The 24,684-nt window shown below is 52.5% G+C and carries 22 protein-coding genes; 16 read left to right on the forward strand and 6 right to left on the reverse strand.

Annotated features, from left to right (window positions below; all coding sequences use genetic code 11):
- Positions 1-3: 3 nt before the first annotated feature.
- The 6 genes from NSQ73_RS34420 (at position 4) to NSQ73_RS34445 (ending at position 9,062) form a co-directional block, all read left to right on the forward strand.
- Complete coding sequence (locus tag NSQ73_RS34420; RefSeq protein ID WP_340990669.1) at positions 4-2,571, forward strand: ABC transporter permease; 2,568 nt, start codon at positions 4-6, stop codon at positions 2,569-2,571.
- A 629-nt stretch (positions 2,572-3,200) separates the two neighbouring features.
- Entirely contained in the window at positions 3,201-4,943 is a 1,743-nt protein-coding gene (locus NSQ73_RS34425) for a peptide-binding protein (RefSeq protein ID WP_042133640.1), read from the forward strand.
- Positions 4,944-5,066: 123 nt separating this feature from the next.
- Positions 5,067-6,038: an ABC transporter permease gene (locus NSQ73_RS34430; protein WP_039306525.1), complete on the forward strand. Its 972-nt coding sequence runs from the start codon at positions 5,067-5,069 to the stop codon at positions 6,036-6,038.
- A 59-nt stretch (positions 6,039-6,097) separates the two neighbouring features.
- Positions 6,098-7,057, forward strand: a complete 960-nt coding sequence (locus NSQ73_RS34435) for an ABC transporter permease (RefSeq protein WP_171717896.1) — start codon at positions 6,098-6,100, stop codon at positions 7,055-7,057.
- Positions 7,024-8,040, forward strand: coding sequence for an ABC transporter ATP-binding protein (locus NSQ73_RS34440; RefSeq protein ID WP_340990670.1), 1,017 nt, complete (start codon positions 7,024-7,026; stop codon positions 8,038-8,040). The genes NSQ73_RS34435 and NSQ73_RS34440 overlap by 34 nt, the downstream gene beginning before the upstream one ends.
- Positions 8,037-9,062: an ABC transporter ATP-binding protein gene (locus tag NSQ73_RS34445; RefSeq protein WP_340990672.1), complete on the forward strand. Its 1,026-nt coding sequence runs from the start codon at positions 8,037-8,039 to the stop codon at positions 9,060-9,062. Before NSQ73_RS34440 ends, NSQ73_RS34445 begins: the two co-directional genes overlap by 4 nt.
- Before the next feature lie 128 nt (positions 9,063-9,190).
- Here the strand turns inward: NSQ73_RS34445 and NSQ73_RS34450 are convergent, their stop codons facing one another.
- Positions 9,191-9,838, reverse strand: a complete 648-nt coding sequence (locus tag NSQ73_RS34450; RefSeq protein WP_340990674.1) for a TetR/AcrR family transcriptional regulator — start codon at positions 9,836-9,838, stop codon at positions 9,191-9,193.
- Positions 9,839-10,011: 173 nt separating this feature from the next.
- On the opposite strand from NSQ73_RS34450, the gene NSQ73_RS34455 reads away from it, so the two are divergent.
- The 3 genes from NSQ73_RS34455 to NSQ73_RS34465 all read left to right on the forward strand — a co-directional run bounded on the left by NSQ73_RS34455 (position 10,012) and on the right by NSQ73_RS34465 (position 13,039).
- Positions 10,012-10,764, forward strand: a complete 753-nt coding sequence (locus tag NSQ73_RS34455; protein WP_340990676.1) for an SDR family NAD(P)-dependent oxidoreductase — start codon at positions 10,012-10,014, stop codon at positions 10,762-10,764.
- Between the two features lie 140 nt (positions 10,765-10,904).
- Positions 10,905-12,362: a hypothetical protein gene (locus NSQ73_RS34460; RefSeq protein WP_340990678.1), complete on the forward strand. Its 1,458-nt coding sequence runs from the start codon at positions 10,905-10,907 to the stop codon at positions 12,360-12,362.
- A 23-nt stretch (positions 12,363-12,385) separates the two neighbouring features.
- Positions 12,386-13,039, forward strand: coding sequence for a M48 family metallopeptidase (locus NSQ73_RS34465; protein WP_340990732.1), 654 nt, complete (start codon positions 12,386-12,388; stop codon positions 13,037-13,039).
- Between the two features lie 23 nt (positions 13,040-13,062).
- Here NSQ73_RS34465 and NSQ73_RS34470 read toward each other — a convergent pair whose 3' ends face one another.
- Positions 13,063-13,947, reverse strand: a complete 885-nt coding sequence (locus NSQ73_RS34470; protein WP_340990681.1) for a GNAT family N-acetyltransferase — start codon at positions 13,945-13,947, stop codon at positions 13,063-13,065.
- Between the two features lie 13 nt (positions 13,948-13,960).
- A complete protein-coding gene (locus NSQ73_RS34475) occupies positions 13,961-14,548 on the reverse strand; it encodes a GNAT family N-acetyltransferase (RefSeq protein ID WP_340990682.1) in 588 nt (195 codons plus the stop codon).
- Between the two features lie 279 nt (positions 14,549-14,827).
- Between NSQ73_RS34475 and NSQ73_RS34480 the strand changes: the two genes are divergently transcribed.
- From NSQ73_RS34480 to NSQ73_RS34505, 6 genes are all read left to right on the forward strand, one after another.
- A complete protein-coding gene (locus NSQ73_RS34480) occupies positions 14,828-16,753 on the forward strand; it encodes an asparagine synthase-related protein (protein ID WP_340990683.1) in 1,926 nt (641 codons plus the stop codon).
- 29 nt (positions 16,754-16,782) lie between these two features.
- A complete protein-coding gene (locus NSQ73_RS34485) occupies positions 16,783-16,908 on the forward strand; it encodes a paeninodin family lasso peptide (RefSeq protein ID WP_039306512.1) in 126 nt (41 codons plus the stop codon).
- 116 nt (positions 16,909-17,024) lie between these two features.
- Positions 17,025-17,960: an aldolase gene (locus tag NSQ73_RS34490; protein WP_340990684.1), complete on the forward strand. Its 936-nt coding sequence runs from the start codon at positions 17,025-17,027 to the stop codon at positions 17,958-17,960.
- Positions 17,961-17,962: 2 nt separating this feature from the next.
- Entirely contained in the window at positions 17,963-18,262 is a 300-nt protein-coding gene (locus NSQ73_RS34495) for a lasso peptide biosynthesis PqqD family chaperone (RefSeq protein WP_042140743.1), read from the forward strand.
- Entirely contained in the window at positions 18,259-18,717 is a 459-nt protein-coding gene (locus NSQ73_RS34500) for a lasso peptide biosynthesis B2 protein (RefSeq protein ID WP_042133659.1), read from the forward strand. Before NSQ73_RS34495 ends, NSQ73_RS34500 begins: the two co-directional genes overlap by 4 nt.
- Before the next feature lie 13 nt (positions 18,718-18,730).
- A complete protein-coding gene (locus NSQ73_RS34505; RefSeq protein WP_340990685.1) occupies positions 18,731-20,530 on the forward strand; it encodes an ABC transporter ATP-binding protein in 1,800 nt (599 codons plus the stop codon).
- Between the two features lie 488 nt (positions 20,531-21,018).
- Here NSQ73_RS34505 and NSQ73_RS34510 read toward each other — a convergent pair whose 3' ends face one another.
- Positions 21,019-21,171, reverse strand: a complete 153-nt coding sequence (locus tag NSQ73_RS34510; RefSeq protein WP_156118524.1) for a hypothetical protein — start codon at positions 21,169-21,171, stop codon at positions 21,019-21,021.
- Positions 21,152-22,342, reverse strand: coding sequence for a nucleotidyltransferase domain-containing protein (locus NSQ73_RS34515; protein WP_340990686.1), 1,191 nt, complete (start codon positions 22,340-22,342; stop codon positions 21,152-21,154). Before NSQ73_RS34515 ends, NSQ73_RS34510 begins: the two co-directional genes overlap by 20 nt.
- Positions 22,343-22,670: 328 nt before the next feature.
- On the opposite strand from NSQ73_RS34515, the gene NSQ73_RS34520 reads away from it, so the two are divergent.
- The gene (locus tag NSQ73_RS34520; RefSeq protein ID WP_042133665.1) at positions 22,671-23,381 is read left to right on the forward strand and encodes a DUF554 domain-containing protein; all 711 of its coding nucleotides are present in this window, start codon (positions 22,671-22,673) and stop codon (positions 23,379-23,381) included.
- 157 nt (positions 23,382-23,538) lie between these two features.
- Here the strand turns inward: NSQ73_RS34520 and NSQ73_RS34525 are convergent, their stop codons facing one another.
- Complete coding sequence (locus tag NSQ73_RS34525; RefSeq protein ID WP_340990687.1) at positions 23,539-24,480, reverse strand: NADP-dependent oxidoreductase; 942 nt, start codon at positions 24,478-24,480, stop codon at positions 23,539-23,541.
- Positions 24,481-24,684 lie beyond the last annotated feature (204 nt).

Raw genomic sequence — 24,684 nt, forward strand, 5'->3', positions numbered from 1 at the left:
GCCATGAAGAAACGGGCATTATGGAAGGATGTTTTTCGGGAAATCCGTCATACGAAAGCAAGGTTTCTCTCGATTTTTGCGATTATTATGCTGGGGGTAAGTTTTTTTGCCGGGATCAAATCAGCGGGGCCGGATATGCTGGATACCGCAGCGACTTATTATAAGGATCATAGGCTGATGGATTTACGTGTGCAGTCCACTTATGGGCTGACAGAGAAGAGTATTGATAATCTTCGGGACATTCCCGGAGTGCAGAGTGTTCAGCCTGTGTACAGCTCGGATGTGTTTCTTGGTGAGAGCGGACTGATTGCTAAGGTGTATTCCTATGCTGACGATAATGAACTGAACGGGTACAAGATTACCTCCGGGCATCTGCCTGAGGCATCCGGGGAGATCGTACTTGACGCCTACCTGCTGCAGGAGGAGAAGTTCTCGCTGGGAGATTCAATTACTTTCAGCGGCGAGGCCGGGGATGATCTCGCGGGGAACTTCCAGACATTAAGCTATACCGTGGTCGGCTTCGCGCAGAGTCCGCAATATATTGAAACGTCGACCCGAGGAACGAGCCGGATCGGCAAAGGGACAGCCGATGCGTTTGCTGTCATCCCGGAGGATGACTTCAGCCTCCCGGTGTACACAGAGGCCTATCTCAGCTTCACGGATACGGCTGCAGAAACAGCTTATACTCCGGCTTATGATGCTCTCATCGAGCGGCATCTGCCGGAGACCGAGGAAGCGCTGAAGGATTACCCGCAGCAGCGTCTGGAAGAGCTGAAAGCGGAAGCCGCAAAGCTGCTGGCTGCGGGCCAGCAGCCTATGGACGAGGCGCAGCAACAGCAAACGCAGCAACAGCAGGCGGAGGCCTCAGCAGCGCAGAACCCGCTGGAGCTGCCGAAGGTGTATGTGACAGACCGGACGATTAACCCGGGTTACGCCGAATACAAGGATAATGCGGACCGGCTGTCGGCGATTGCCACGGCGTTTCCGGTGTTCTTTTTCCTGATTGCGGCACTCGTCAGCTTAACGACGATGACCCGTATGGTTGAGGAGCAGCGTCTGCAGATCGGTACTTTGAAGGCCCTGGGGTATGGTTCCATGGATATTATGACCAAATTCCTGGTGTATGGCACACTCGCCAGTCTGGCGGCATCCATTGCGGGCCTTGCGATCGGCTTTACCTTATTTCCGGGCATTATCTACAATGCCTACAGCCAGCTCTATAACCTGCCGGGCGTGATCAAAAGCTTCTATCCCGCCTACGCCATTATTTCCATAATAGTAGCGCTGGTATGTACAGCCATGACGGCGATGATTGCTTCCCGGGTGGAGCTGCGCAGCAATGCGTCGGTGCTGATGCGGCCCAAGGCCCCCAAGAGCGGACAGCGCATTATGCTGGAACGGTTCAGCTTTTTGTGGAAACGGCTCAGTTTCGTGCAGAAGGTGACGGCCCGCAATCTGTTCCGCTACAAGCAGCGGATGTTCATGACGGTAATCGGGGTGGCGGGCTGTACTGCGCTTATTCTGACCGGTTTTGGACTGAAGGATTCCATTGGCAGCATTGCCGACCGGCAGTTCGGCGGGATTATGAAATATAGCGCCCTGGTTGCGCTGCATGACAATGCAACAGCCGAAGATAAGGCGTCCTACGCAGAACTGATTAAACAGGAGTCCGCAGTTACGGGAACGCTGGATGTGCTTCAGGAAGCAATGACTGCCCGGGCCAAAGGGGTTAACGATCAGGAGGTGCGGATTTTTGTCCCTGCAGATGCTGATAAACTGGCTCCGTTCGTTACACTGAAGGACCGTACAACAGATGAACCGCGGGTGCTGACAGACGATGGCGCAATCATTACCGAGAAGCTCGCCAAGCTGTATGATCTGGTTCCGGGAGACAGCCTGACTGTTCTGGATAGCAACAATGAGGAATTTCAGGTCAAGGTGTCGGCGGTTACCGAGAACTATGTGCTGCATTATGTGTATATGACGCCGGCTTACTATGCCAAGGTATTTGGCGGCGGGCCGGTCTATAACACTCAGCTGCTGAACTACAGCGCGCAGGATAAGCAGTGGGAAGACACCTTCGGGGAAAAATTAACCGCCAACGGCCAGGTGGCGCTGGTCAGCTTTTCCAGCGGGGTGGGCGAAGCTTTTGACGGAACCATGAAGAGCATGGACGTTGTTATAGTAGTACTGATCGTGTCCGCTGCTGCGCTGGCCTTCGTGGTGCTCTATAACCTGACCAATATCAATGTGTCTGAACGGGTCCGTGAGCTGTCTACGATTAAGGTGCTGGGCTTCTATGATAAGGAAGTCACCATGTATATATACCGGGAGAATATTCTCTTAACACTGCTCGGGATCATCTTCGGCGGTGCACTGGGGATTCTGCTGCATGGCTTTGTCCTGTCAACGGCTGAGCTGGATGCCACGATGTTCGCTCCGCTGATCAAATGGCAGAGTTATCTGTACGCAGCCTTGCTGACTGTGCTGTTCTCTGGGATTGTAATGGCGTTCATGCACCTTAAGCTGAAGCGGATTCATATGATTGAAGCGTTGAAATCGGTGGAGTAACGTAGTCACTATTTTGTCAAAAACATAAAAAGAGCAAAAAAATGAGGAAGAAAAACAGGCTGCCGGAAGAGTTCTCCTGGCCTGGTTTTCTTCCTTTTTGTGTATTGAAATATAGAAATCACTATGCGACCAAGCTCGCAAAAATGATAATCATGCTGAAAGATGTCGAATTAACACGAAAATGATAACATTAAGTCATGAAAACTAACCGTATTAAACACAGTTGAATAGTTTGAAAAGAGGTTTAAGGTGAGTTTCTTTTACTATATTGGAAGGAATTATTTTTTGTACACATAAAAAAGATATGAAAGTGATAAAGAAATATATTGACGTAAGATATATTCACATGTAATATAAACCATAATTTATAGGGAATTGTTAAGACTCCCAGCCGGGAAAGTTGCCCCTGCCTCTAATTGACCTGCGGTCTATTTGATCTCTGAATGTCATAGGCATTGCATGTGATGTTATATTACATGAATTGCAGATGTCAGCTGAATTATAGCGGCAGGGGTAGAATCATCCAGAATACCCAGTCTCCCGGAAGCTTTGAAGAGAAGGTGGCGAACCGGACCTGTGGTTCCGGGTAACGCTCACTACACGCACTTAACTAAGGAGGAGTAAAAGGAATGGCGAAAAAGAGAAAATGGTGGTCTAGTTTACTTGTTGTATCGTTGGTAGGGGTTCTATTTACGGGTTGCAGCACCAATAACACTGCAAGTTCTCCAACTAATGCTCCTGCAGCAACAACAGCCGCTGAGAGCGCAGCACCTGATGCTACAGCTGAACCGGCCGCAGATGCACCGGTTGACGGCGGAACAATTGTACTCAGCACATTCTCCGATATTGTTAATATTAATCCTCTCTTAATCAATGACACCTCTTCAGGCGATATTGCCCAATTCGTATTCGCCTCCTTGTATGATCTGGACCGTGGAGGGAACGTAACTCCGGAGCCTTGGTCACTGGCTGCAGAGCTTCCGGTTATCTCTGAAGATGGTCTGACTTATACCGTGAAATTGAAAGATACAATCAAATGGAGTGACGGCCAGCCGATCACTGCCGATGATGTGGTGTATACAATCGAAACCGGCAAAAATCCGGAGACAGGTTCACCGCTGACCAGTGCATTTGACAAGGTGAAGACCGTTGAGAAGGTCGATGACCAGACTGTGAAATTCACATTGTCCCAAATCTATGCGCCGTTCCTGTACGCCCTGTGCCAGGCTATCGTGCCAGCGCACATTCTGAAGGATGTAAAGCCGACTGAAATCCAAACCAATGCCTTCGGTACAGACCCGGCCAAGACCGTAACCAGCGGACCTTGGAAATGGACAGCCTGGAAACAAGGCGAAAGCCACACCCTTGATGCCGATCCGAACTACTGGGGTACTGTTAAGCCACATATCGCTCAAGTGGTTTACAAAATCTACGCCGATCAGAACACTGAGGTTCAGGCTATCATGAAGGGCGACACGGACCATATCAGTGCGATTCCGGTAACGCAGGTTGAAGCCGTTAAAGCTGACGGCGATATCGACATTATTCAGAAGCCGGGCGCACAGTATGAATATGTAATGTTTAACTTCGACGGCAAGAACTTCCCTGATAACTATGGCCTTTTCGCCGGACAGAAGACCAGACAGGCAATTGCACATGCACTGAACCGTCAAGGTATGGTAGACAATATTCTAAAAGGCGTAGGCGCCCTGATGAATGCCCCATTCCTTCCGGACACTTGGGCTGACCCGGGTGATGCCGCTGTGAACTATGACTACAACGCCGAAACTGCCAAGAAGCTCCTGGCAGAAGACGGATGGGTTGCCGATGCCAAAGACGGTATTCTCACTAAAGACGGACACCGCTTCTCCTTCGAGCTGCAATACAATGCCGGCAACAGCCGCCGCGAGCAAGTAGCCGCTGTTATCCAGCAGAACCTGAAGGATGTTGGTATCGAAGTAACACCTAAGGCGATCGACTTTGCAGCTTGGATTGACCAGAACGTAACACCGGGTAAATTCCAGGCCCTGCTGCTGGCATGGTCTCTGAATACACCGGATCCGGATGCAGAGAGCATTTTCTCCTCCAAATACTTCCCGCCTGCCGGCCAGAACAGCGGCTGGTATAAGAATGAGAAGCTGGATCAGCTGTGGGTGGACGGTTATTCCACTGTTGACCAGGATAAACGTAAAGAGATCTACAAAGAAGTAGGTAAAGAAATTTCTACCGACCTTCCTTATGTATTCCTGTATCAATATGGTCAGGCTATCGGAACAGGACCTAGAGTACACTGGGCAGAGGAAGATGCTCCTGAGCCGTCACTGGGCTATGGACAGTTCTTCCACGCTATCAAATGGTGGGTAACCGACTAACGAACCGAACAAACTGAATAGAATTACGGGAGGTGAAAGAGAATTCTCTTTCACCTCCCCCTTTTGTATGAATGGGGGAGCCTTCCGTAATCTATCGCCTTACCATCTCTAGGAGGATAGCCCATGACAGAATATCTGATACGACGCGTGCTTCAATCGGTATTGGTCATCTTTCTGATTACCATACTGACCTTTCTTCTCATCCATGCTGCTCCGGGCGGACCAACGCAAGTCATGCTATCTCCGGGCTTATCCCCGGAAATATTTGAACAGCAAGCCAAGAACCTTGGGCTGGATCAGCCTGTTCCGGTACAGTATGTGCGCTGGATCGGCGACCTGCTGCAAGGAGACTTGGGTTACACCTTCAAGAACCATATTGCGGTATCCGATCTTCTCTGGCCGCGTATTGGTAATACCGTGATTCTGATGGGTGCGGCTTGGCTGGTATCACTGCTGATCGCAATTCCTTGGGGAATCTATAACAGTACCAAAGTGTATGGTCTATCTGACCAGACGGCTTCATTCATTTCTTACTTAGGCTTCGCAATGCCAACCTTCTGGTTCGGAATACTCCTCCAGCAATGGTTGTCACTGAAGCTGGACTGGTTTCCGTTGTCGGACATGTATACCAGAGGCAAGGAAGGCAATATAGGCGATTTGTTCATGCATCTGGTGCTGCCAATAACAGTGTTGGCACTTGGTTTCCTGGCCTCTTATATGAAATATGCGCGCGCAAGTATGCTGGAAGTGCTCGATCAGGATTATATCCGTACGGCACGTGCCAAGGGCGTCAAAGAGCGTAAGGTGGTCTTCCGCCATGCGCTGCGCAATGCACTGATTCCGATTATTACGATACTCGGCCTTGATCTTCCCATACTGGTGGGAGGGGCCGCTTTAACTGAGAATGTATTCAACTGGCCGGGAATGGGCCGTTGGTTTGTTGAGATGGCAGGTGCGCGCGAATATTCGGCACTGATGGCTGTTACTATAGTGACGGCTGTTATAGTCGTTATCGGCAATCTCCTGGCAGATATACTGTATGCCGTAGTTGATCCCCGGGTGAAGCTCGGTAAGCAAGGGGGCAAGACGGCATGAATACAGAGAATACTGAGCTTACCAAAGGGGCTGTATCTAAGTCGTTTGGAACCCCGGACATGAATCCGATGCCCGGAGGGACAGACCCTGAGATTGCGGTAGTGGATTCCAAGCGGCCGCCGGGTCCCTGGAGTGTTTTATGGAAGAAATTCTCGCGCAATCCGTTCGCAATGGGCGGTTTGGTAGTCCTTATTATATTTGTGCTCATTGCACTCTGCGCTCCGTGGCTGACCAAATATAAACCGGAAACGATTGATCTGATGTTCGCCAATCTGAAGCCGGGGGCTGAAGGGCATCCTATGGGCACAGACGAGCTGGGCCGCGATATTCTCAGCAGACTGCTGTACAGTGCGCGTGTTTCACTCGCTATCGGATTCTCCGTTGCGTTTGTTTCCGTAGTTGTGGGATCGGTTATCGGTGCGATTTCAGGGTATTTCGGCGGGTTTGTGGATACGGTATTCATGCGTATTGTAGACGTGATGAACTCTGTGCCGACCCTGTTCCTGAACATCCTGATTATGGCGCTGTTCGGCACACAGATTAAATACATGATTCTTATTCTGGCATTTACGAGCTGGATGAGTATTGCCCGGCTCGTCCGGGGGACCTTCCTGCAGCTGCGTGAAATGCAATATGTGGAGGCGGCCAGGGCGATTGGAGTATCCAGCTGGGGCATCATTTTCCGGCATCTGCTCCGTAATGCAAGCTTCCCGATTATCGTAAATGCGACCCTGATGGTCGGCGGTGCGATTCTGAGTGAATCTGCGTTGTCGTATCTGGGCCTCGGCATTCAGGCACCGGCTACAAGCTGGGGGCTAATGCTCAGCAACGCTCAGGAATTCATGCTGGTTGACCCGATGCAGGCAGTGTACCCGGGCTTCTGCATCCTGCTCGTAGTGCTGGCAGTTAACTTTATCGGCGACGGTATCCGGGATGCTCTAGATCCCAGACAACAAGTGACCAAATCCCGGAGGAGGCTGGAACAATGGCGGAAAAACTACTCGAAATCCGGAAGCTGACCGCCGGCTTTGCAACCGAGAAGGGCCTTCTCAAAGCAACCGACGGCATCTCCATTTCTGTGAACAAAGGCCAGACTGTCTGTATTGTCGGTGAATCCGGCAGCGGTAAAAGTGTAACCTCACTCGCGATTATGCGGTTGATTGATTATGCCGGAGGGATGATTCTTGACGGCAGTATTAATTTTCACGGCCAGGATTTGGCGGCGAAGAGCCAGGAAGAGATGCGGGAAATCCGCGGGAATCAGATTGCCATGATCTTTCAGGACCCGATGTCGTCGCTGAATCCGGTATTTACGGTAGGTGAACAGATTGCGGAGAGCCTGCGGCTTCATCAGAACAAGAGTGATGCCGAAGCCATGCGGATGGCGGTTGATCTGATCAAATTAGTCGGTATCCCGGCTCCGGAGATCCGTGCCAAGCAGTATCCGCATGAGCTGTCCGGCGGGATGTGCCAGCGCGTCGTCATTGCTATTGCGCTGGCTTGTAATCCTGAACTGCTCATCGCCGATGAGCCGACAACTGCACTGGATGTTACGGTGCAGGCTCAGATTCTGGATCTGCTGCGCAAGCTTCAGTCCGAACTCGGAATGTCCATTCTGCTGATCACCCATGATATGGGAGTAGCGGCAGAGATGGCTGACCGCATTGCTGTTATGTATGCCGGAGCCATCGTGGAGGAGGGGACGGTCGAAGAGATTTTCGACCACCCGAGCCATCCATATACGGTCGGGCTGCTCCGGTCGATTCCGGGGTTTGAAGGCGGACGGGGAGGCGAGCTGTATACCATTCTCGGGACGATTCCTCCGATTGGCCAGCTGCCTTCCGGCTGCCGCTTTAATCCGCGCTGTCCCCATGCCATGGATATCTGCAGGAACCAGGAGCCGCCAGATTTCATGATCTCGGACGATCACCGGACGGCCTGCTGGCTATTTAAGGATAAGCCGGTGCAAGCAGATTACAGCAATGAGGTGAAACGCGCATGATGAATGAAACGGCAACCCAACCGGTAAGAGAACATAAGTTTTCTTCGGAAATATTGCTGGAAGTTAAGGACGTGAAGAAATATTTCCCGATCACCAAGGGTCTGCTTAACCGCACCGTCGGACAGGTCAAGGCTGTGGATGGTGTGAATTTATCCATCCGCAAAGGCGAGACCTTCGGGCTGGTCGGCGAATCCGGCTGCGGCAAATCCACGTTCGGCCGGGTGCTGCTCCGGCTGCAGAGTGCAACAGGGGGAGAAGTGTTATTCAAGGGGAAGGATATCCATTCCCTGAGCTCCGGTGACATGCGGAAGCTCCGGGAAGAAATGCAGATTATCTTCCAGGATCCGTTCGGCTCGCTGAATCCGCGGTTCCTCGTCAAGGATATTATCGGAGAGCCGCTGCGCATTCACCGGAGCATGTCGGCTAAAGAGATCGATGCCCGGGTAGTGGAGCTGATGGAACTGGTGGGGCTGGATGCCAGCCGCCGGAACCGTTACCCGCATGAATTCTCCGGCGGACAACGCCAGCGGATCGGGATTGCCCGGGCGATTGCCCTGAATCCGCAGTTTATCGTTGCCGATGAGGCTGTATCGGCTCTGGATGTATCGGTACAATCCCAGGTGATCAACCTGCTCATGAAGCTGCAGAAAGAACTCGGATTAACCTTCCTGTTCATTGCGCACGGCCTGAATGTGGTCCGGCATATTTCGGACCGCGTCGGGGTAATGTATCTGGGCAAGCTGGTGGAGGTGTCTGAGACGGAGGAGTTGTTTGCAGCTCCGCTGCATCCTTACACAGCCGCCCTGCTCTCGGCGATTCCGAAGCCGACACCAAGACGTAAGCAGGACCGCATTGTGCTGGAGGGGGATGTGCCATCCCCGGCTAACCCGCCGTCCGGCTGCCGGTTCCATACCCGCTGCCCGTTTGTCCAGGACAAATGCCGCCAGGTGGAGCCGCTGCTTGAAGAGGTTGTTCCAGGCCGTCCGGTGGCCTGTCATTTCCCGTTGCTTCCGAATTCATAGATAATCCGCGATTTCCTAAGGATGTCCCGCAGATTAAGGGGGTGCCCCCGCAGCCATATCCACTACTGGCTGCGGGGTCACCCCCTATTTTTGTATCTCTGGAATAGTCATTGCCCTGCATATGTGCTCTATACGGGGGGCTTCAGATAGTCGAGAAACACCCGCTTGAGAATATCCAGCTGGAGCTCTGTTGGAAGATCCGCTTCAAGCATAGGGATGTTCTTCTGCAGCGAGAGCTTCTTCGAGAAAATGCCGAACGTATTAATTAATGTAGTTAAAGTATCCCTCACCTCGAGATCAGAGCGGACCGAGCCGTCCTCAATGCCATTCTGAATGATCCGGGAATAGACCTGCGAAATTCGGCGGGTCAGAGCATTGAAATGATGAATATCCTCCAGCGGTTCCGGGAAATGGGCGGCGTAGCTTTCGAAGTCAACCATGAAGGTTGTGCTTAATTTATAGTGATCCTCAATGAAAAAATCGAATAATGCTTCAAGCTTGTCCAGGCATGGCACAGGCAATCCGGCCACATATTCAAACCGCTCCAGCATCGGCTCCAGCAGCCGGGTAGCAACGGCGACAATCAGCTTTTCTTTCTTGGGGAAATACCTGAACAGGGTAGCAATGCCGATATTCGCGTCAGTTGCAATATCCTGCATCGTGGTTTTCTCAATCCCCTTCTGATTAAATACGCGTTCTGCTGCTTCCAGAATCAGGGATAAGCGCTGTTGTTTGCCGTCAAGGCGTTCCTTCTCGTATCTTGTTTTGGGATCCATAAGAGCTTATACCCTTTCACTATCGGTATTTGAACTACCAGTAGTATAGCTAGTGCTTATTCTTTAAGCAAGGAGGGTTTGAGTTTATCCGCACAAAGTGATATGATAAATATCACAGTGATAGTGTAACTATCACCACACATTTTAATTTACACAACGAAGGGGATACAGCTATGAATCGACTGAAGGATAAGGTTGCCATTATTACCGGAGCCGGCAGCGGCATGGGACGTGAAGAAGCACTGCTTTTTGCGCGGGAGGGTGCCAAGGTTGCAGTTACCGATATTAATGAAGCTGCGCTGCAGGCTGTAGTGAAGGAAATTGAAGCTGACGGCGGTCAGGCTACAGCTTATGTTCATAATGTGGTCTCTGAAGAGCAATGGGTCCATGTGATCGAAGAAGTGATGAAGACTTACGGCAAAATCGACGTGCTGGTTAACAATGCGGGAATTTCGCTTGCAACCGGACTTCTGGATACAACTATGGAGCAGTGGAACAAGGTCATCAGCATTAACCTGACCAGCACCTTCCTTGGGATGAAATATGTGGTTCCGCATATGCAGGAGAATAATGGAGGCTCAATTGTCAATATTTCATCGATCGCAGGTCTGACCGGAAGCAGCGGCGCAGGCGCTTATACAGCCTCCAAAGGCGGGGTCCGCATGCTGAGCAAAGCGGCGGCTGTTGATTTCGGCAAAGATAATATCCGGGTCAACTCTGTGCATCCCGGCTTTATCGAAACGCCAATGAGCGCTGAGTTCGTGAATGACGAACAAAGGCTGAAATGGTTCCTGTCCCAGACGGCGCTGCCGCGTGTCGGCCGTGCCTCCGAAGTGGCGGAAGCCGTGCTGTTCCTCGCTTCCGATGAGTCGGCTTATATCACTGGTGTAGAACTGCCGGTAGACGGCGGCGTTACAGCGAAATAAGAGTCTGAAGCCCCGGCTGCCGGGAGGGACAAACTTGAAATAGATGAAGAGGAGTGCTGCCGGGTTTATGGGCAGCGCTCCTCTTTGCTTTTGATACCGCCGTAAACTAATTATTGTGTAAAAGCCACTTCTATAAGAAAATGAGAAAAAGACTGATTATTGTAATTATAATTCTAATCCTAATCAATGCCGCAATGGATGCGGAACCGGAGGCTATGGTGAAAAAGGTCGACAAAGCAGTTTCAGCTCTCTTTATTCTTATAATGATAGTGGCCGTATGGATATGGGCGGTGTCCGTGCATGCGTGGAGCCTGATGGGCACCCTTGCCTCGCTAGTCTGTCTGGGGCTGTTTATCTGGACGGGACTGCGGGCCATTCCCGCTTTGACCGGATACATAAGTTCATGGAATATGCAGGAGCCGGTACGTACCAACAGTCTGCCTGAGGAGCGGCAACGGACATGGTGGAAGATTGTGCTCTGGGTGGTGGCCAGCCGTGTGCTGCTCATTCTGATAGCCTATGTCTTCTGGATGCTTAAAGACGGGGTTTCCGGAAGCTTATTCTCCCGTTTTATCGATACCTGGCATATTCGCGGAATAGACGCCATGTCTTATCTGGGGATCGCTGAGCACGGGTATGTCACGGAAGGAGACTCCCGGTTCCACATTGTGTTCCTGCCTTTATTTCCAGTCATTATTAAGCTGGCGCAGTTTTTTACAGGCAATTATATGGTCGCCGGCTTTGTAGCCGCTAACCTTTGCACCCTTGCTGCAGCGTTGTTCGCTTATGAGCTTGCCAGGCTGGACATGGGACGCAGCAATGCGCTGCGGGTCGTGAAATATATTTTCATCTTTCCTTCGGCGTTCTTTTTCTTCATCCCCATGACGGAGGCGCTGTTCCTGCTGCTCTCCCTGATGGCATTGTATTATGTGCGCCAGAAGCGCTGGCTGCTCGGCTGTCTCTGTGCGGCGCTGGCCGGCTTCACCCGTTCTCCGGGGATACTGCTGGCTATACCGGTTGCCGTGGAATTTGCCCGGGATTTGGCAGCAGGCTACAGACAGCTGGAGCGGAAGGCTTTTATTAACAGACTGGTCAAAGCAGTGGTCTCTCTGGCTACAGTGTCCTTTGGTCTGCTGGCTTATCTCTATATCAATTACAATGTTACGGGCAACGCGTTCCAGTTCAGTATTTATCAGCGGGAGCATTGGTCGCAGCAGTTCTACTTCTTTTTCGATACGGTGAGATATCAGATGGAGTATGCCGTGAATACCTTCAAGGATGCAGACTTCCGTTCTTTCCTGGGGCTGTGGCTGCCCAATCTGATTAGTATCTTCCTGGTGCTCTTGATGATGTTCAAAAGCGCGAAGAGACTTCATCCTGCGTATATGGCGTATTTAATCGTCTATTTCGTCTACGTTGTGGGTCCGACCTGGCTGCTGTCCGCTCCGCGTTATTTCGCCGTGGCTTTTCCGCTGGCCTTCGCGGCAGTAGTGTTGACACAAGATAAGAAATGGAAGGATATCGCGCTTACCTCCTTATTCATTGCGGGGAGTCTGCTGTATCTGGCAGTGTTTGTAGCCGGGTATCCGGTGTATTAGAAATTACAGAAATGATGGTGGCTATGCAGATTCAGCTCGAAGATCAGATGATTACGCTCCATGTTCAATATGCCAAGCGCAAGAAAATGTCCGTTCAGATTGACGGATCAGATCTCATTACCGTTAAGGTGCCTACAGGAACAAGTGAAGAGAGTATCCGCAGTGCGGTGGAAGGCCTCGGCCCGAAGATTCTGGAGAAGCTGCGCAGCAATGCGGCGGCCCGGCAGGTGCCGAAGGTCAAGGAGTATCAGGGGGAAGAAACATACCTGTATCTGGGGAAGGAGCACGCGCTGCATGAGCTGATTGCGACCGGCGGTATGAATGCGGAGGAGCTGAAGCTTGCGCTGAAGAAGTTCTATATAGCCAGTCTGAAAAAAATCGTTGCAGAGCGCATCACCCGTTATCAGGCCCAGCTGAAGGTGAAGCCGAAGAGTATCGAGATTGTGGAATCGCGGACCAAATGGGGGAGCTGCAGCTTTGATAAAAAACTGACCTTTAACTACCGCCTTGCCATGGCGCCGCCGGAGGTGATCGACTATGTCATCATTCATGAGCTCTGTCATCTGCTGCATATGAATCATGACCGGTCCTTCTGGCGCCGCCTGGGAAGTGTAATGCCGGACTACAAAGAGAAGGAAGCTTATCTGGCCCGGCAGGGGCAATTCATGACACTCTGAATCCTATGTGATGACGGCTTAGCTTAAGCGATGGATGTTGCCGGAAGCTTGACGTTCGCAGGGTACTGCAGTCTACTCTGATTCCGCACGAACAAACCGCTAGGGCAGCTGCTGCCCGCCAGTTCAAGGTCATCGTCACTTGGCGTGAAGTGGAAGACTATAGTCTTCGTGACGCTGTCCGTAAGCTTCATTGCGATTTCGCGGACGGCGACGGGCTTCGTGCTGATCAGATCGTAAATCTCTAACCGGCCGTTCTCTTGCCGGCAGATGGCGATGACCTCCTCGTCCTCCAGGTAATATAGATTGCTGCTGAAGACGTTCAGGCAGTAGAACATCAGCAGTCCATTGGTGCCGCTCACGCCGAGGCGTTCAGATACCGGCTGCCGCTGGGCTGCGAAGGTGGCGACCAGGCTCAGATCACAACTTATGGACAGATCCAGCTTGCGGGTTGCCGCAGACCGGGCAGATCCGGCTGATGCGGGAGGGCAGTTCATAGAGAAGATCTGCTCTTCCACGGGCTGGAATCCAAACTTCGGATAGAAGTCCAATACCGTATCGTTGGCAAAAAGATACATGAATTCACACTGCTGTCCGTAATCCTCCAGCACTTTGTTCATCAGCCGGGCGGACAGGCCCTGTCCCCGGTAGTCAGGATGCGTCATCACCGTCCCAAGCTGCACGGCGCGGAACTTCACACCCTTAATAATCAGCTCAAGCAGGTTCACCGAGACATTAGCAATTACCCGATTTCCCTCTGCGTAAGAATAAGGAATGTACCGTTCCCCCCAGAAGCCCTGCTCATACCAGCGCTCCAGCTCAAGTTCAAACGTATCAGCAGCCAGCGCGAAAAAGCTGTTTCTTAGCGGCTCCCGATCTTTATAATTGCAGACAAATTGAAGATTATCCATGGCACCTGCTCCTTCAGTAATATTCAACCCCGCGAACCTTCGAATAAATCATGGTGTCTCTTAAGGCCCCTTGTACATCTAATTTGTCATTACGCAGAATGCCTTCCAGAGTGAAGCCTGCACGTTCAGCCACCCGCGCACTCTGTGTATTGCGGGAATCACAGCGGATCTCCAGCCGGGCCGCCTGCAGCTCCTGTACGGCGAAATCGGCAATTGCCCTCACCGCTTCCGTGATATAACCTTGTCCGGCGCAGGAGGTGCGCACCCAATAACCGATTTCAAATTTCCGCACCTGCCAGTCGATCCGGTGCAGGCCGCTGCTGCCGACCAGCTGGCCGGTCTTCTTATTCACGAGCAGCAGCCGGATATCCTTGCGTTCCAGAAATTGCAGCCGTGACTTCCGGATGGAGGCTTCGGATTCCTCCACAGACGGGATATGCTGTGCCCACGGCATCCAAGGGCTTAATTCGGCTGTGCTCTCCCGGACGGCTTCGTTGACAGCGGCGCCGTCTCCCCATAGAGCGGCACGGATCAGCAGGCGGCTGCTTACAAAGCTCTCCGGCATGGAGAGGAGGATCGGGTCAATCGGATGAATAGGCATAAGTTCAGCTCCTAGAGAGATATGTAGTCTGAGCGTGAGTATTATATATAGCTGCATATAATGAAGCTTTTCAATGAAGCTACTTTTATAGCAACTTATATAGGTCTTCACTCAGCTGCTATATATCATATAACTATTGATAAGTCAATACGCTAAAGGCTACCTAAAAGTACTCTCTGGTACTATTCACAATCAATGGAAAGAACGTTATCTTATATAGTAAGAAGTGTTCATTATTAAGAACGAATATCGAATTCTTAGACAGCTGGAGGTCGTACAATGAGCGCAATCGCCGGGATCTATTCTATGCAGCATGGGCCGCTGGACCCGGAGCTGGGTCCGCGCCTTATGCAGCAGCTGCAGCGTTATCCGGCTGATGATGCCAGAGCCTGGAGGGCAGAGGGACTTTTCCTCGGCTGCCGCTCGCAGTGGATCACCCCACAGTCAAGGAATGAGATTCTCCCCTATTATGATCCGGAACGCGGGCTGGCGATTGTGGCCGATGCAATCATTGATAACCGCAGCGAACTGTTCGGACAACTTCAGGTTGTCCGGGAAGATCGTGATTCCATTCCAGACAGTCTACTGATTCTCTTGGCCTATGAGAAATGGGGGGGAGAGGCGCCGGTTCATCTGGTCGGTGACTTTGCCTTCATGATCTGGGACGCGCGCAAGCGGACGCTGTTTGGGGCGAGGGATTTCTCGGGTAACCGGACGCTTTACTTTCGCCGTTCCGGCAGAGAATTCTCCTTCTGTACCGTAATTCATCCCTTGCTGGCCTTGCCTGATGGTCAGCAGGGTCTGAACGAAGGCTGGATTTCAGAGTATCTGGCGAGCCAGGCCCGGAACGATGTGGCAGATATGTTCTCCACGGTTTATCAAGGGGTGGAACAGCTGCCGCCTTCCCACTCGGTTACAGTCAGCGCGAAGGGGGTTTCCTTCTCCCAGTATTACACCTTCCGGACTCCGCCTCCATTAAGGCTTCGCGGCAACGGCGAATACGAGGAAGCGTTCCGTGAGGTATTCGGGCAGGCAGTCAGAGACCGGCTGCGGACCCATCTCGCCGTAGGCGCCAATCTGAGCGGCGGACTGGATTCCGGCTCAGTGGTCAGCTTTGCTGCAGAGGAGCTCCGCCGCCGCGGCAAGCCATTATTTACATTCAGCTCTTATCCGCTGGACAATTTTACAGGTTTTAAACTGGGCCAGCGGGTCACCGATGAGCGTCCATATATTCAAGAGACCATCGACCATGTGGGGAACATTCAGCCCAGCTTCTTGAACTTTCCTGACCGGAGCCCTTATGGTGAAATTGACGAATGGCTGGATATTATGGAGATGCCCTACAAATTCATAGAGAATTCCTATTGGCTCAAAGGCATATATGAACAAGCACAAATGAAAGGCGCCGGTGTTCTGCTCAGCGGACAACGGGGCAACTGGAGTATCTCCTGGGGGCCTGCACTGGATTACCAGGCGAAGCTGCTGCGCGAATTTCACTGGATTTCATTCTACCGCGAGAACAAGCTTTATAGTCGTTCGATGGGGGCAAGCCGCAAGAAAATGCTGAAGATTGTCGGCCGCAAGGTGTTCCCCGGCCTTGGCCAGCTGATCTCCGGGAAGCAGGAGGCCCCTCTAGAGCTGATTCATCCTGAATTCGCACGGCGGACAGGGGTGCAAGAGAAGCTGAGAGAGCTTGAAGGAGATGCTTCCTCCCAGACGGTATACGATATCCGCAGACAGCATTTCCAGCAGCCGCATATCTGGAATGTGAATGGAACGGCAGCTACCAAGCTGTCGCTGAAGTACAGGGTATGGGATCGTGACCCTACGAATGATCTGCGTGTCATCAACTTCTGTCTGTCTGTCCCTGAAGGGCAGTACGTCCAGAACGGAGTGGACCGGTCGTTAATCCGCCGGGCCATGGAAGGACGGCTGCCGGACAAGGTCAGACTAAACCAGACGCGGCGCGGTATACAGGGAGCAGATGGGATTACACGTATGCTGCCCCAATGGCAGATGTTCCTGCAGGAGCTAAGGGAGATGCTTCAGGACCCCCGGACTTCCTCTTACTTGAATCATGCCGGGCTCGCCGGGTGTTTAGACCGGCTGGGTAGTGAGCCCGCACCATTATTAATATTCAACACGGATTTCCGCCTTCTTACGAGAGGACTGGTGTTCTACCGCTTTCTGAAGCGTGTGACCTGATGGATGTTTCTTGAAAGGGGGTGACAAATATGAAAAAGGAATACAGCAAGCCTGCATTGGAAGTTCTGGATGTTAAAATGACTATGGCTGGACCTGGGATCGCTATTGCCGACTCCTTCCAATCGGATCCGGAAGAAATCGTTAGTCACTCCTAGTTTTGCTTGGCAACATCCCAGCCCTCATCCCTCTTAGCTTGCTGGAGGGGGATAAGGGCTATCCTCACATCACCGGCAGGCAGCCGGGTGAAATTGATAAAGGTGGAGTGAACCGTATGGCGAGCACAGTGCAATGCCTGGGGTATAAGGCTTTTGGTCTGCAAATTCTCAGCGAATTCCCCTTGCCGGAACTTCCCCGTACGGAGCAGCCCGGAAGGTTGGGCAGCGTATCTGTTGTGGAGGCTGATTTGTCCGAGCGCTGGGAGGCGATACCGAAGATTTCACCGAATCTGGGTATGGCAGAGCAAGAAGTGATGTTCATGGTTAAAGGCACAGCCGTATTTTCTATACAGAATGGCAGCACTATTACCGTATCTCCCGCAGTCCATGCCGATCCGGATAGCATCCGCCTGTTCATTCTGGGCAGCTGCATGGGTGTTCTTCTTATGCAAAAAGGCGTATTGGCTCTTCATGGAAGCTCACTTGTTCTTGAGAATAAGGCATACGCGCTGGTCGGGCGTTCGGGAGCGGGCAAGTCTACGCTTGCCTCCTATTTAATGGATCAGGGACATCTCCTGGTCAGTGACGACGTTATTCCCGTGTTGGTGCATAATGGATCTCCATTAGCTGTTCCAGGTTATCCGCAGCAGAAGCTGTGGCAGCAGAGCTTGGACTATTTGGGAATGAATTCGTCTGCGTACCGCCCGCTGTTTAAGCGGGAGACCAAGTTTGCCATACCCGTTCATGACCGGTTCCAGGCTGAACCGCTGCCGCTTGCAGGAATATTTGAACTGTCTGTACAGGAAGGGCCGGTGTCAGTAGAGGCTATCAGCGGCTTGGAGCGGCTTCATACCTTATATAATCATACCTATCAAAAAGCGCTGGTGGACCCCATGGGGGTCAGGGAATGGCATTTCGGTATGCTGGCCTCATTCGTTAACCGGCTGCCGATGTACCGGCTGACCCGTCCGGAGCAGGGCTTCAGTGCACCGCAGCAGACGGAGCTGATCTTTGAGACGATTACCCAAAAGGTGAAGGAGATGAAAATATGAATATGGATACAGCAGCAGTCCTGTCCCTTGATTCGGTTCTGGTTCAGCGGGAAGGCAATATCGCCAGTGACATGGATGGCGAGAAGGTGATGCTGAATGTGAAGAACGGTAAGTATTACAACCTTGGCGAGGTCGGGGGCGAGATCTGGGAAGCCCTGGCTTCACCGGTGTCCATCCGCCGGATTGCCGAGATCATGCAGGAGATCTTTGAGGTTCCGGCGGAGCTGGCACAGCAGGATGTATTTGATTTTGTGCAGAATCTGCTGAATGAGGATCTCGTCGCCATCGTCAACGGGCCATGATTACCCTCCGGCGCATCGGTTTACTGCTGAAGTATGACAAAGCCGCGCTGGCGCTGATTCCTGAGGCGTTATGGCGGCTTTTCCTGGTTAGAATCCAGCTGCTGTTTCCTTTTGCCAAGACGGCTCCGCAGCTCGGGGTGAAATCCCTGGAGACTCCGGCGGTATCCAAAGATACGGATATTCCCCGCATTCAGCAGATCACGAAGGCCATTCGGGTGATCAGCCGCTATACGCCCTGGAAAAGCACCTGTATGGTAAGAGCCGTAGCCGGTCTGAAGATGCTGGAGAAGCGGGGGATTGAGAGCACCCTCTACATGGGGGTGGCGCGGGATAAGCAGGGGCAGATGATTGCCCATGCCTGGCTGCGAAGCGGGGCGTATTATGTCTCCGGTGATGATGCCATGCAGGGATTCGTGGTTGTGGAGAAATTCGCCAAAGTGTTACAAGCTGAGTGATCGAGGTGGGCCCATGCAAGCGATAATCTATTATTTCCGGCAGCTTCAGCGCTTGTCGGGAGCTAAACTATATCTCAATTTGTCCGGTATGGTGATCAGTGGTCTGCTGGAGAGCTCTGCCATATTGCTGCTTGTACCTATGCTGGGTATGGCTGGTATTCAGTTAGGCGGCACAGCCACCGCCGGTCTTCATCTTCCGATGCTTGGCTTCATCTCCGAACTGCCGCAGACCACAGCGCTCCTGCTGGTGCTTGGCGGTTATGTGCTCATTGTGCTCTGCCAGAATCTGATCTCACGGTCCGTGGCCATCCGCAATGTGGAGATTCAACAGACCTACGGCAGACAGCTGCGTTATGAGGTATACAGCGCGTTGCTGCGGGCCGAATGGTCTTTTTTTCTGAAAAAGCGCACCTCCGATCTGATCAACGTGATGACCACGGAGCTGGCCAGAGTGCTTGCCGGCATCAGCTGCTTCCTGCAGTTTCTTACCTCGCTGCTGTTCACGCTGGTGCAGATCGGCTTCGCCTTCTGGCTGTCCCCCAAGATGACGCTCTCCGTACTCGTCTGCGCTGTCCTGTTGTCCTTGTTCTCCCGCCGCTTCATCCGTAAGGCTAAGAAGCTGGGCAGCCGCAGCACGGAGCTTGGCAAGACCTACTTGGGCGGAATTACGGATCAGCTGAACGGAATCAAGGATATCAAAAGCAATAATCTGGAGCATTCCCGGCTGGAGTGGCTGCATGCCTTCACCGGAGAGGTGAAGCAGGAGCAGCTGGACTATACCCGCCTGCGTTCGAACTCACAGCTGCTGTACAAGTTGTCCTCTACACTGCTGATTGCCGTGTTTATCTTTGTCTCCTTCCGGTTTATGCAAGCAGAGGGTCCTAATCTGCTGCTGGTTATTCTGGTATTTACCCGGCTGTGGCCGACATTCTCTACCCTGCAGTCGCTGATGGAGCAGCTAGCCTCCGTACTGCCCTCCTTCAAGCAGCTGCAGCTGCTGCAGGACGAATGTCTTGCCGCTGTGGAGCATGACCGGGTGGAAGGCGGAGAAGCTGTAGCCCCTATGATCTTGAAGCATGGTCTTGAAGCCAGAAATGTTGACTTCCGCTATCATCCGCATGAACCGGAATATTCGCTTCAGAACGTAAATGTCTCGATTCCGGCCCGGAAGATGACCGCCATAGTCGGACGTTCGGGCGCCGGGAAGAGCACGCTCGTTGATCTGCTCATGGGACTGATGCAGCCGGAGACCGGAGAGATCCTGGCTGACGGCGCGCCTATCACAGGTGAGAGGCTGCTGTCCTACCGGAGATCCATCGGGTATGTTGCGCAGGACCCTTTTCTGTACAATGCGACCATCCGTGACAATCTGACGATGATCAAGCCGGATGCGGAGGAAGCGGAATTGTGGGAGGCGCTGGAGTTTGCGTCATCGGCTGACTTTGTGCGCAAGCTGCCGGACGGACTGGATACGCTGCTCGGCGACCGCGGCGTACGCCTGTCCGGCGGGGAACGGCAGCGTCTGGTGCTGGCGCGCGCGATTATCCGCAAGCCGTCCATCCTTGTGCTTGATGAAGCGACAAGTGCGCTCGATACCGAGAATGAGAAGCGGATTCAGGAGGCGCTGGAGCGGCTGAAGGCATCGGTGACGGTCATCGTCATTGCCCATCGCCTGTCCACCATCCGGGGAGCCGATCAGATTCTGGTCATCGACCAGGGACGGGTGATCCAGCAGGGAATATACAGCGGCCTGGCTTCAGAGAAGGGCGGCATGTTCAGCCGTCTGCTTAGCGGGCAGGAAGAAGCAATATAGGGGAGGGGCTAATTAGCCCCTCCCCTATATTGTCTTTAGCCTACGCTGGACATCACTGCGGTGATCTTGGACTTCCGGATGGCTGATGAACTGTAGTATGAATTTCTGGATTCATCCGCTAATCCTTCGCTAATCCTCCGCTAATCCTCCGCTAATCATCCCCTGTTCGCGGTAGTGAACCTGTAACTTTATAAAATCCTGCACAGAATACAACATTTTCCTCATGTTACCGGCTCAAATCCAATATTGTTGTACAAAATGCAGCATTTCACCTTATTCAAGCGGCTTTGTTGGATTATTCTTGTATTTTGTACAACAATCCTCCCGCAAACCCTGCAATCCAGAAGTCAAAGTTGCAAAACGTACAACATTTATGCCTATATTGCTTATTTAAGGTTACATTTATGCCCGCATTGCTTACTTAAGAGACTCAATTCTGCCGGAAATCAATCAGAAGTGAGGATTTAAGTGTTTAAGTGTTTAAGTGTTTATTCCGTTAGTCCCGCAAGTCCCGGCAGTCCGACCAGTCCGACCAGTCTGACCAGTCCCGCCAGCGATCGACCGATATTGACCGCAACTCGTGCGGTTGTTGAGGAAAGTGCGGTTCCCGCATCCCGCCCGCTATATCCGTTTCTCTGCACCCGTTACCTTCCGCCAGCTCCACAGGAAAGGACGGAGGGGGAAATACAAGAAATGCAGCGCCTCCGGCAGCGGCAGTGTCTTCGCATCCGCTGCATAAGGGTACATAAAGCCGGTTACATAGAGTACCTGATGCCAGGGGGATAGAATCGCCGGCTGGTAATATTTATAATGACGCTCGACCTCCGGCTCCAGCGGAGGGTTGTGCAGATTGACCATCCGCGCCACATAGAACAGGGCGCGCTGTGCTAATCTGCGGGCTTTGGGTTGGTCCGTCAGAGCGGACAATCCGGGCTCTATCTCCGCCTCCAGCAGACTGGCTGCCAGAATAAGTGCCTGTCCGCCTACGGCGCTGTAATTGTAGCGCCGCAGCAGGCGGGTCAATACAGCGAAGTCGGGCTGCTGCAACAGCAGCATTTTGATGTCCAGCAGCCATCTCAGCCGGGACCATCCATGTCTGGCTCCATGGGCAGCCAGGAACAGGAACAGATCCTCCTGGCCCAGATAGTGGACGTTGCGGCCGAATGGGCTGCTTGTCCGCGCATGCTTCCACAGGGTATCGAAATCGGGTTCTTTGGACGGCCCCGGGCTTAATCTCCAGTGTACCTCCGCCTTGATCTTACTAACCGGATGATTGAATGTAGTATGATGCTCGCGCCATTTCCAGTCTCCGAGGATGCTCTCGAACGTTTCTTCCTTCACATACCCCAGACGGATCAGCAGGGCTTCCGTATCCTGCAGCTGCGCCATCGGCACCAGGAAATCAAGGTCCCGTGAGGTCCGCAGCGAGATATCTCCGTACAACGCCTGCGCAAGCACCGGACCCTTGAGGAATAGGCAGCGGATATTCAATTCGGCCAGCTGAGTGCCGAGGTTACTCATTTCACCGCTGAGCTGAAGCATCTGGACGGTATTGCGGCGATACTCCATTTTTATCCGCTCCAGGACGCTGGCAGGAATCACATCCCCATCCATCCGGCTGAGCTTGGGGTACAAATATGGGTATACCCGGTGATGCAAGGTAAGCCGCAAGAATACATCCCAGTCCAGGCCCGTGAACAGCTGCGGATTCTGGTGTACCGTTTCATTGATATTCTCAGAAGTTAAAAGCGCAAGAAGAAGTAATGTTTCCTTAGATAAGCTCCCCTTATCGAGGGTAGGCCGTTCATTCATAGAGACTCTCCTTACTTGGCTTTGAACAGATCCACCGGATTTGTTCAAAGATAAGAATATATATGCCTGACGCATTAGAATGTCCTTATCTTTCCCGCTGAAACGGATACCGTCCTTCTCAGGAAGGCTGGCCGTTTCTACTTGTATTTAGAGAATGATATTAGTGAGCGTACCATCGTTAGCAGAAATCTGTCAATTTAATCTGGGGATGTAATCCTGATGGGCCATATGCATCTGCTCAGCCGGCAACACTCTTGACGCTACAGTGCCTGTTACCCCTATAATGCTAGGATAAGAGAGAAATTATAGTTGGGGGAACTGCTGAGCGATGGTGCTGTTGGGAGCTTTGGTGAATGGAGCAGCTATTATTATCGGAACAATGCTGGGCAAGCTGCTGGAACGGATACCGGAGAGTATGAAGAATACGGTGATGAACGGGATTGGGCTGGCAATTGTTGTGCTGGGGGTGCAGATGGGCCTCAAAAGCGGGAATTTCCTGATCGTCATTCTAAGCCTCGTGATCGGGGCGGTAGCCGGAGAATGGATCAACATTGAAGACAGGTTCACCCGTGCAGGGAATTGGCTGGAGCGTAGAGTGGGGGCAGGCGGACAGGGGAGTATCTCGCTGGGATTCGTCACGGCAAGCCTGGTGTTTGTGGTGGGTGCAATGGCCATTCTCGGAGCCCTGGACAGCGGCATCAAAGGTGATCATCAGATTCTATATACCAAAGCGATTATGGACGGATTCATTTCCATTATTCTGACCTCGACGCTGGGAGTCGGTGTTCTGTTCTCGGCGGTCCCTGTTGTTCTATATGAAGGGATTATTGCTCTGCTTGCTACACAGATTACCCGGTTTGTACCTGAAGCGCTGCTGAACGACTGTATTGCTGAGATGACCGCAGCGGGAGGGATTATGATCATGGCGATCGGCCTGAATCTGCTGGGAATTACCAAGATCAAGGTAGCCAACCTTCTGCCCGGCATTCTTGTGGCTGTACTGCTGGTCGTGCTGGTGCATGGATTTCAACTGAATTGAGAGAATCTGGGCCATACGGGATTTCCTCCGCTTGAACTTGTGATGAAACGGCTAATATTTCTATAATCAACTACCCCCCACTTAGCCCATAAATGGTCTTGAAGTGGAGGTATCCTTGCCTTATATCAGATGAACGGGCATGCGCATTGCGGGACCGTTATTTGAATGTGATAGCGATTTTGCCCTGAATCTGCCGGCCTTCGCACAGCAGATGTGCGCTGCGCAGTCCTTCTGCAGTGAGCGGGAAGGAATGGCCGATTAGCAGCTTCAACCGGCGCTCGGCCGTCAGCCGGGCCAGCTCGGCTAACTGGAACGGGTCGGCGGCGGGAGTGAGGTACGCTGCAGTGATGTCCCCAGCCGCCGCTTGTACCGGGTCAGGCCGCTCCGCAGTGGAGATCAGCCTCCCGCCGGGTGCGAGAACCGCGAAGCTCCGGTTCAGGATCAGACCTCCGGCGGTGTCGATTACAACATCTATGCTCTGCCCGAGAATAGCGGCGAAATCCTGCTCTTGCGAGTCTATCGCCTGGTCGGCTCCGATGCCCCAGACCAGATCAAGCTCATCACCGCTTACCGTCGTAATCACGGTAGCTCCACGGAGCTTGGCAAGCTGGATAGCCAAGCTGCCGATACCTCCCGCGCCGTCGTGAACCAGCACGCGGTCCCGGCTGGAGACCCTGGCACTGGCCAGCGCCTGCCAGGCGGCAAGTCCGGCAGCAGGCAGAACGCCGGCTGCTTCAAAGGATAACCCCGGAGGGATCGGCGCCAGCTCCTGGCCGTTTGCCAATGCATATTCCGCGTAGGCCCCGCCCTCCTTAACCTGCATCAGCCCAAACACCGCATCACCCGGTTTGAACCGGCTGACTCTGCTGCCTGTGCTCACGACCACTCCGGCAACGTCTATTCCGGGGATCAGCGGAAAGGCGGCAGTGTGGCCGCTGCCAGCAGGCAATGAGCCCTCCCTGACCTTCAAGTCCGCCGGATTAACAGAAGTCGCATACATTTCAATCAGAATTTCATGCTCACCCGGAATGGGAACGGGGATATCAATCTCTGTTAAATTTCCGGCGGGGCCGAACTCATGAATAGCGATGGCTTTCATTGATGGTAACCTCCTATACTGCTTGCAGATTCGTTTTTACATACTATACTTTTGCAGATGTATTTAAAAGCTAAGAATTTATATGCTCTGCGCATAAATTATCCTTATCTTTCCCGCTGAAACGGTAGCGCCCTGAAAAAGGACGGCAAACCGTTCCTGCTTGGTCAAAATCCATTAGGTAGCGCTGTGGAAACTATGCTAGAA

It is taken from the genome of Paenibacillus sp. FSL R10-2736 (assembly GCF_038000245.1).
Taxonomy (GTDB): domain Bacteria; phylum Bacillota; class Bacilli; order Paenibacillales; family Paenibacillaceae; genus Paenibacillus_AQ; species Paenibacillus_AQ phytohabitans.

Coding starts and splice junctions, on each gene's coding strand:
- NSQ73_RS34420 (WP_340990669.1), top strand. CDS start 4: ATGAAGAAACGGGCATTATGGAAGGATGTTTTTCGGGAAATCCGTCAT.
- NSQ73_RS34425 (WP_042133640.1), top strand. CDS start 3,201: ATGGCGAAAAAGAGAAAATGGTGGTCTAGTTTACTTGTTGTATCGTTG.
- NSQ73_RS34430 (WP_039306525.1), top strand. CDS start 5,067: ATGACAGAATATCTGATACGACGCGTGCTTCAATCGGTATTGGTCATC.
- NSQ73_RS34435 (WP_171717896.1), top strand. CDS start 6,098: ATGAATCCGATGCCCGGAGGGACAGACCCTGAGATTGCGGTAGTGGAT.
- NSQ73_RS34440 (WP_340990670.1), top strand. CDS start 7,024: ATGGCGGAAAAACTACTCGAAATCCGGAAGCTGACCGCCGGCTTTGCA.
- NSQ73_RS34445 (WP_340990672.1), top strand. CDS start 8,037: ATGATGAATGAAACGGCAACCCAACCGGTAAGAGAACATAAGTTTTCT.
- NSQ73_RS34450 (WP_340990674.1), bottom strand. CDS start 9,838: ATGGATCCCAAAACAAGATACGAGAAGGAACGCCTTGACGGCAAACAA.
- NSQ73_RS34455 (WP_340990676.1), top strand. CDS start 10,012: ATGAATCGACTGAAGGATAAGGTTGCCATTATTACCGGAGCCGGCAGC.
- NSQ73_RS34460 (WP_340990678.1), top strand. CDS start 10,905: ATGAGAAAAAGACTGATTATTGTAATTATAATTCTAATCCTAATCAAT.
- NSQ73_RS34465 (WP_340990732.1), top strand. CDS start 12,386: ATGCAGATTCAGCTCGAAGATCAGATGATTACGCTCCATGTTCAATAT.
- NSQ73_RS34470 (WP_340990681.1), bottom strand. CDS start 13,947: ATGGATAATCTTCAATTTGTCTGCAATTATAAAGATCGGGAGCCGCTA.
- NSQ73_RS34475 (WP_340990682.1), bottom strand. CDS start 14,548: ATGCCTATTCATCCGATTGACCCGATCCTCCTCTCCATGCCGGAGAGC.
- NSQ73_RS34480 (WP_340990683.1), top strand. CDS start 14,828: ATGAGCGCAATCGCCGGGATCTATTCTATGCAGCATGGGCCGCTGGAC.
- NSQ73_RS34485 (WP_039306512.1), top strand. CDS start 16,783: ATGAAAAAGGAATACAGCAAGCCTGCATTGGAAGTTCTGGATGTTAAA.
- NSQ73_RS34490 (WP_340990684.1), top strand. CDS start 17,025: ATGGCGAGCACAGTGCAATGCCTGGGGTATAAGGCTTTTGGTCTGCAA.
- NSQ73_RS34495 (WP_042140743.1), top strand. CDS start 17,963: ATGGATACAGCAGCAGTCCTGTCCCTTGATTCGGTTCTGGTTCAGCGG.
- NSQ73_RS34500 (WP_042133659.1), top strand. CDS start 18,259: ATGATTACCCTCCGGCGCATCGGTTTACTGCTGAAGTATGACAAAGCC.
- NSQ73_RS34505 (WP_340990685.1), top strand. CDS start 18,731: ATGCAAGCGATAATCTATTATTTCCGGCAGCTTCAGCGCTTGTCGGGA.
- NSQ73_RS34515 (WP_340990686.1), bottom strand. CDS start 22,342: ATGAATGAACGGCCTACCCTCGATAAGGGGAGCTTATCTAAGGAAACA.
- NSQ73_RS34520 (WP_042133665.1), top strand. CDS start 22,671: ATGGTGCTGTTGGGAGCTTTGGTGAATGGAGCAGCTATTATTATCGGA.
- NSQ73_RS34525 (WP_340990687.1), bottom strand. CDS start 24,480: ATGAAAGCCATCGCTATTCATGAGTTCGGCCCCGCCGGAAATTTAACA.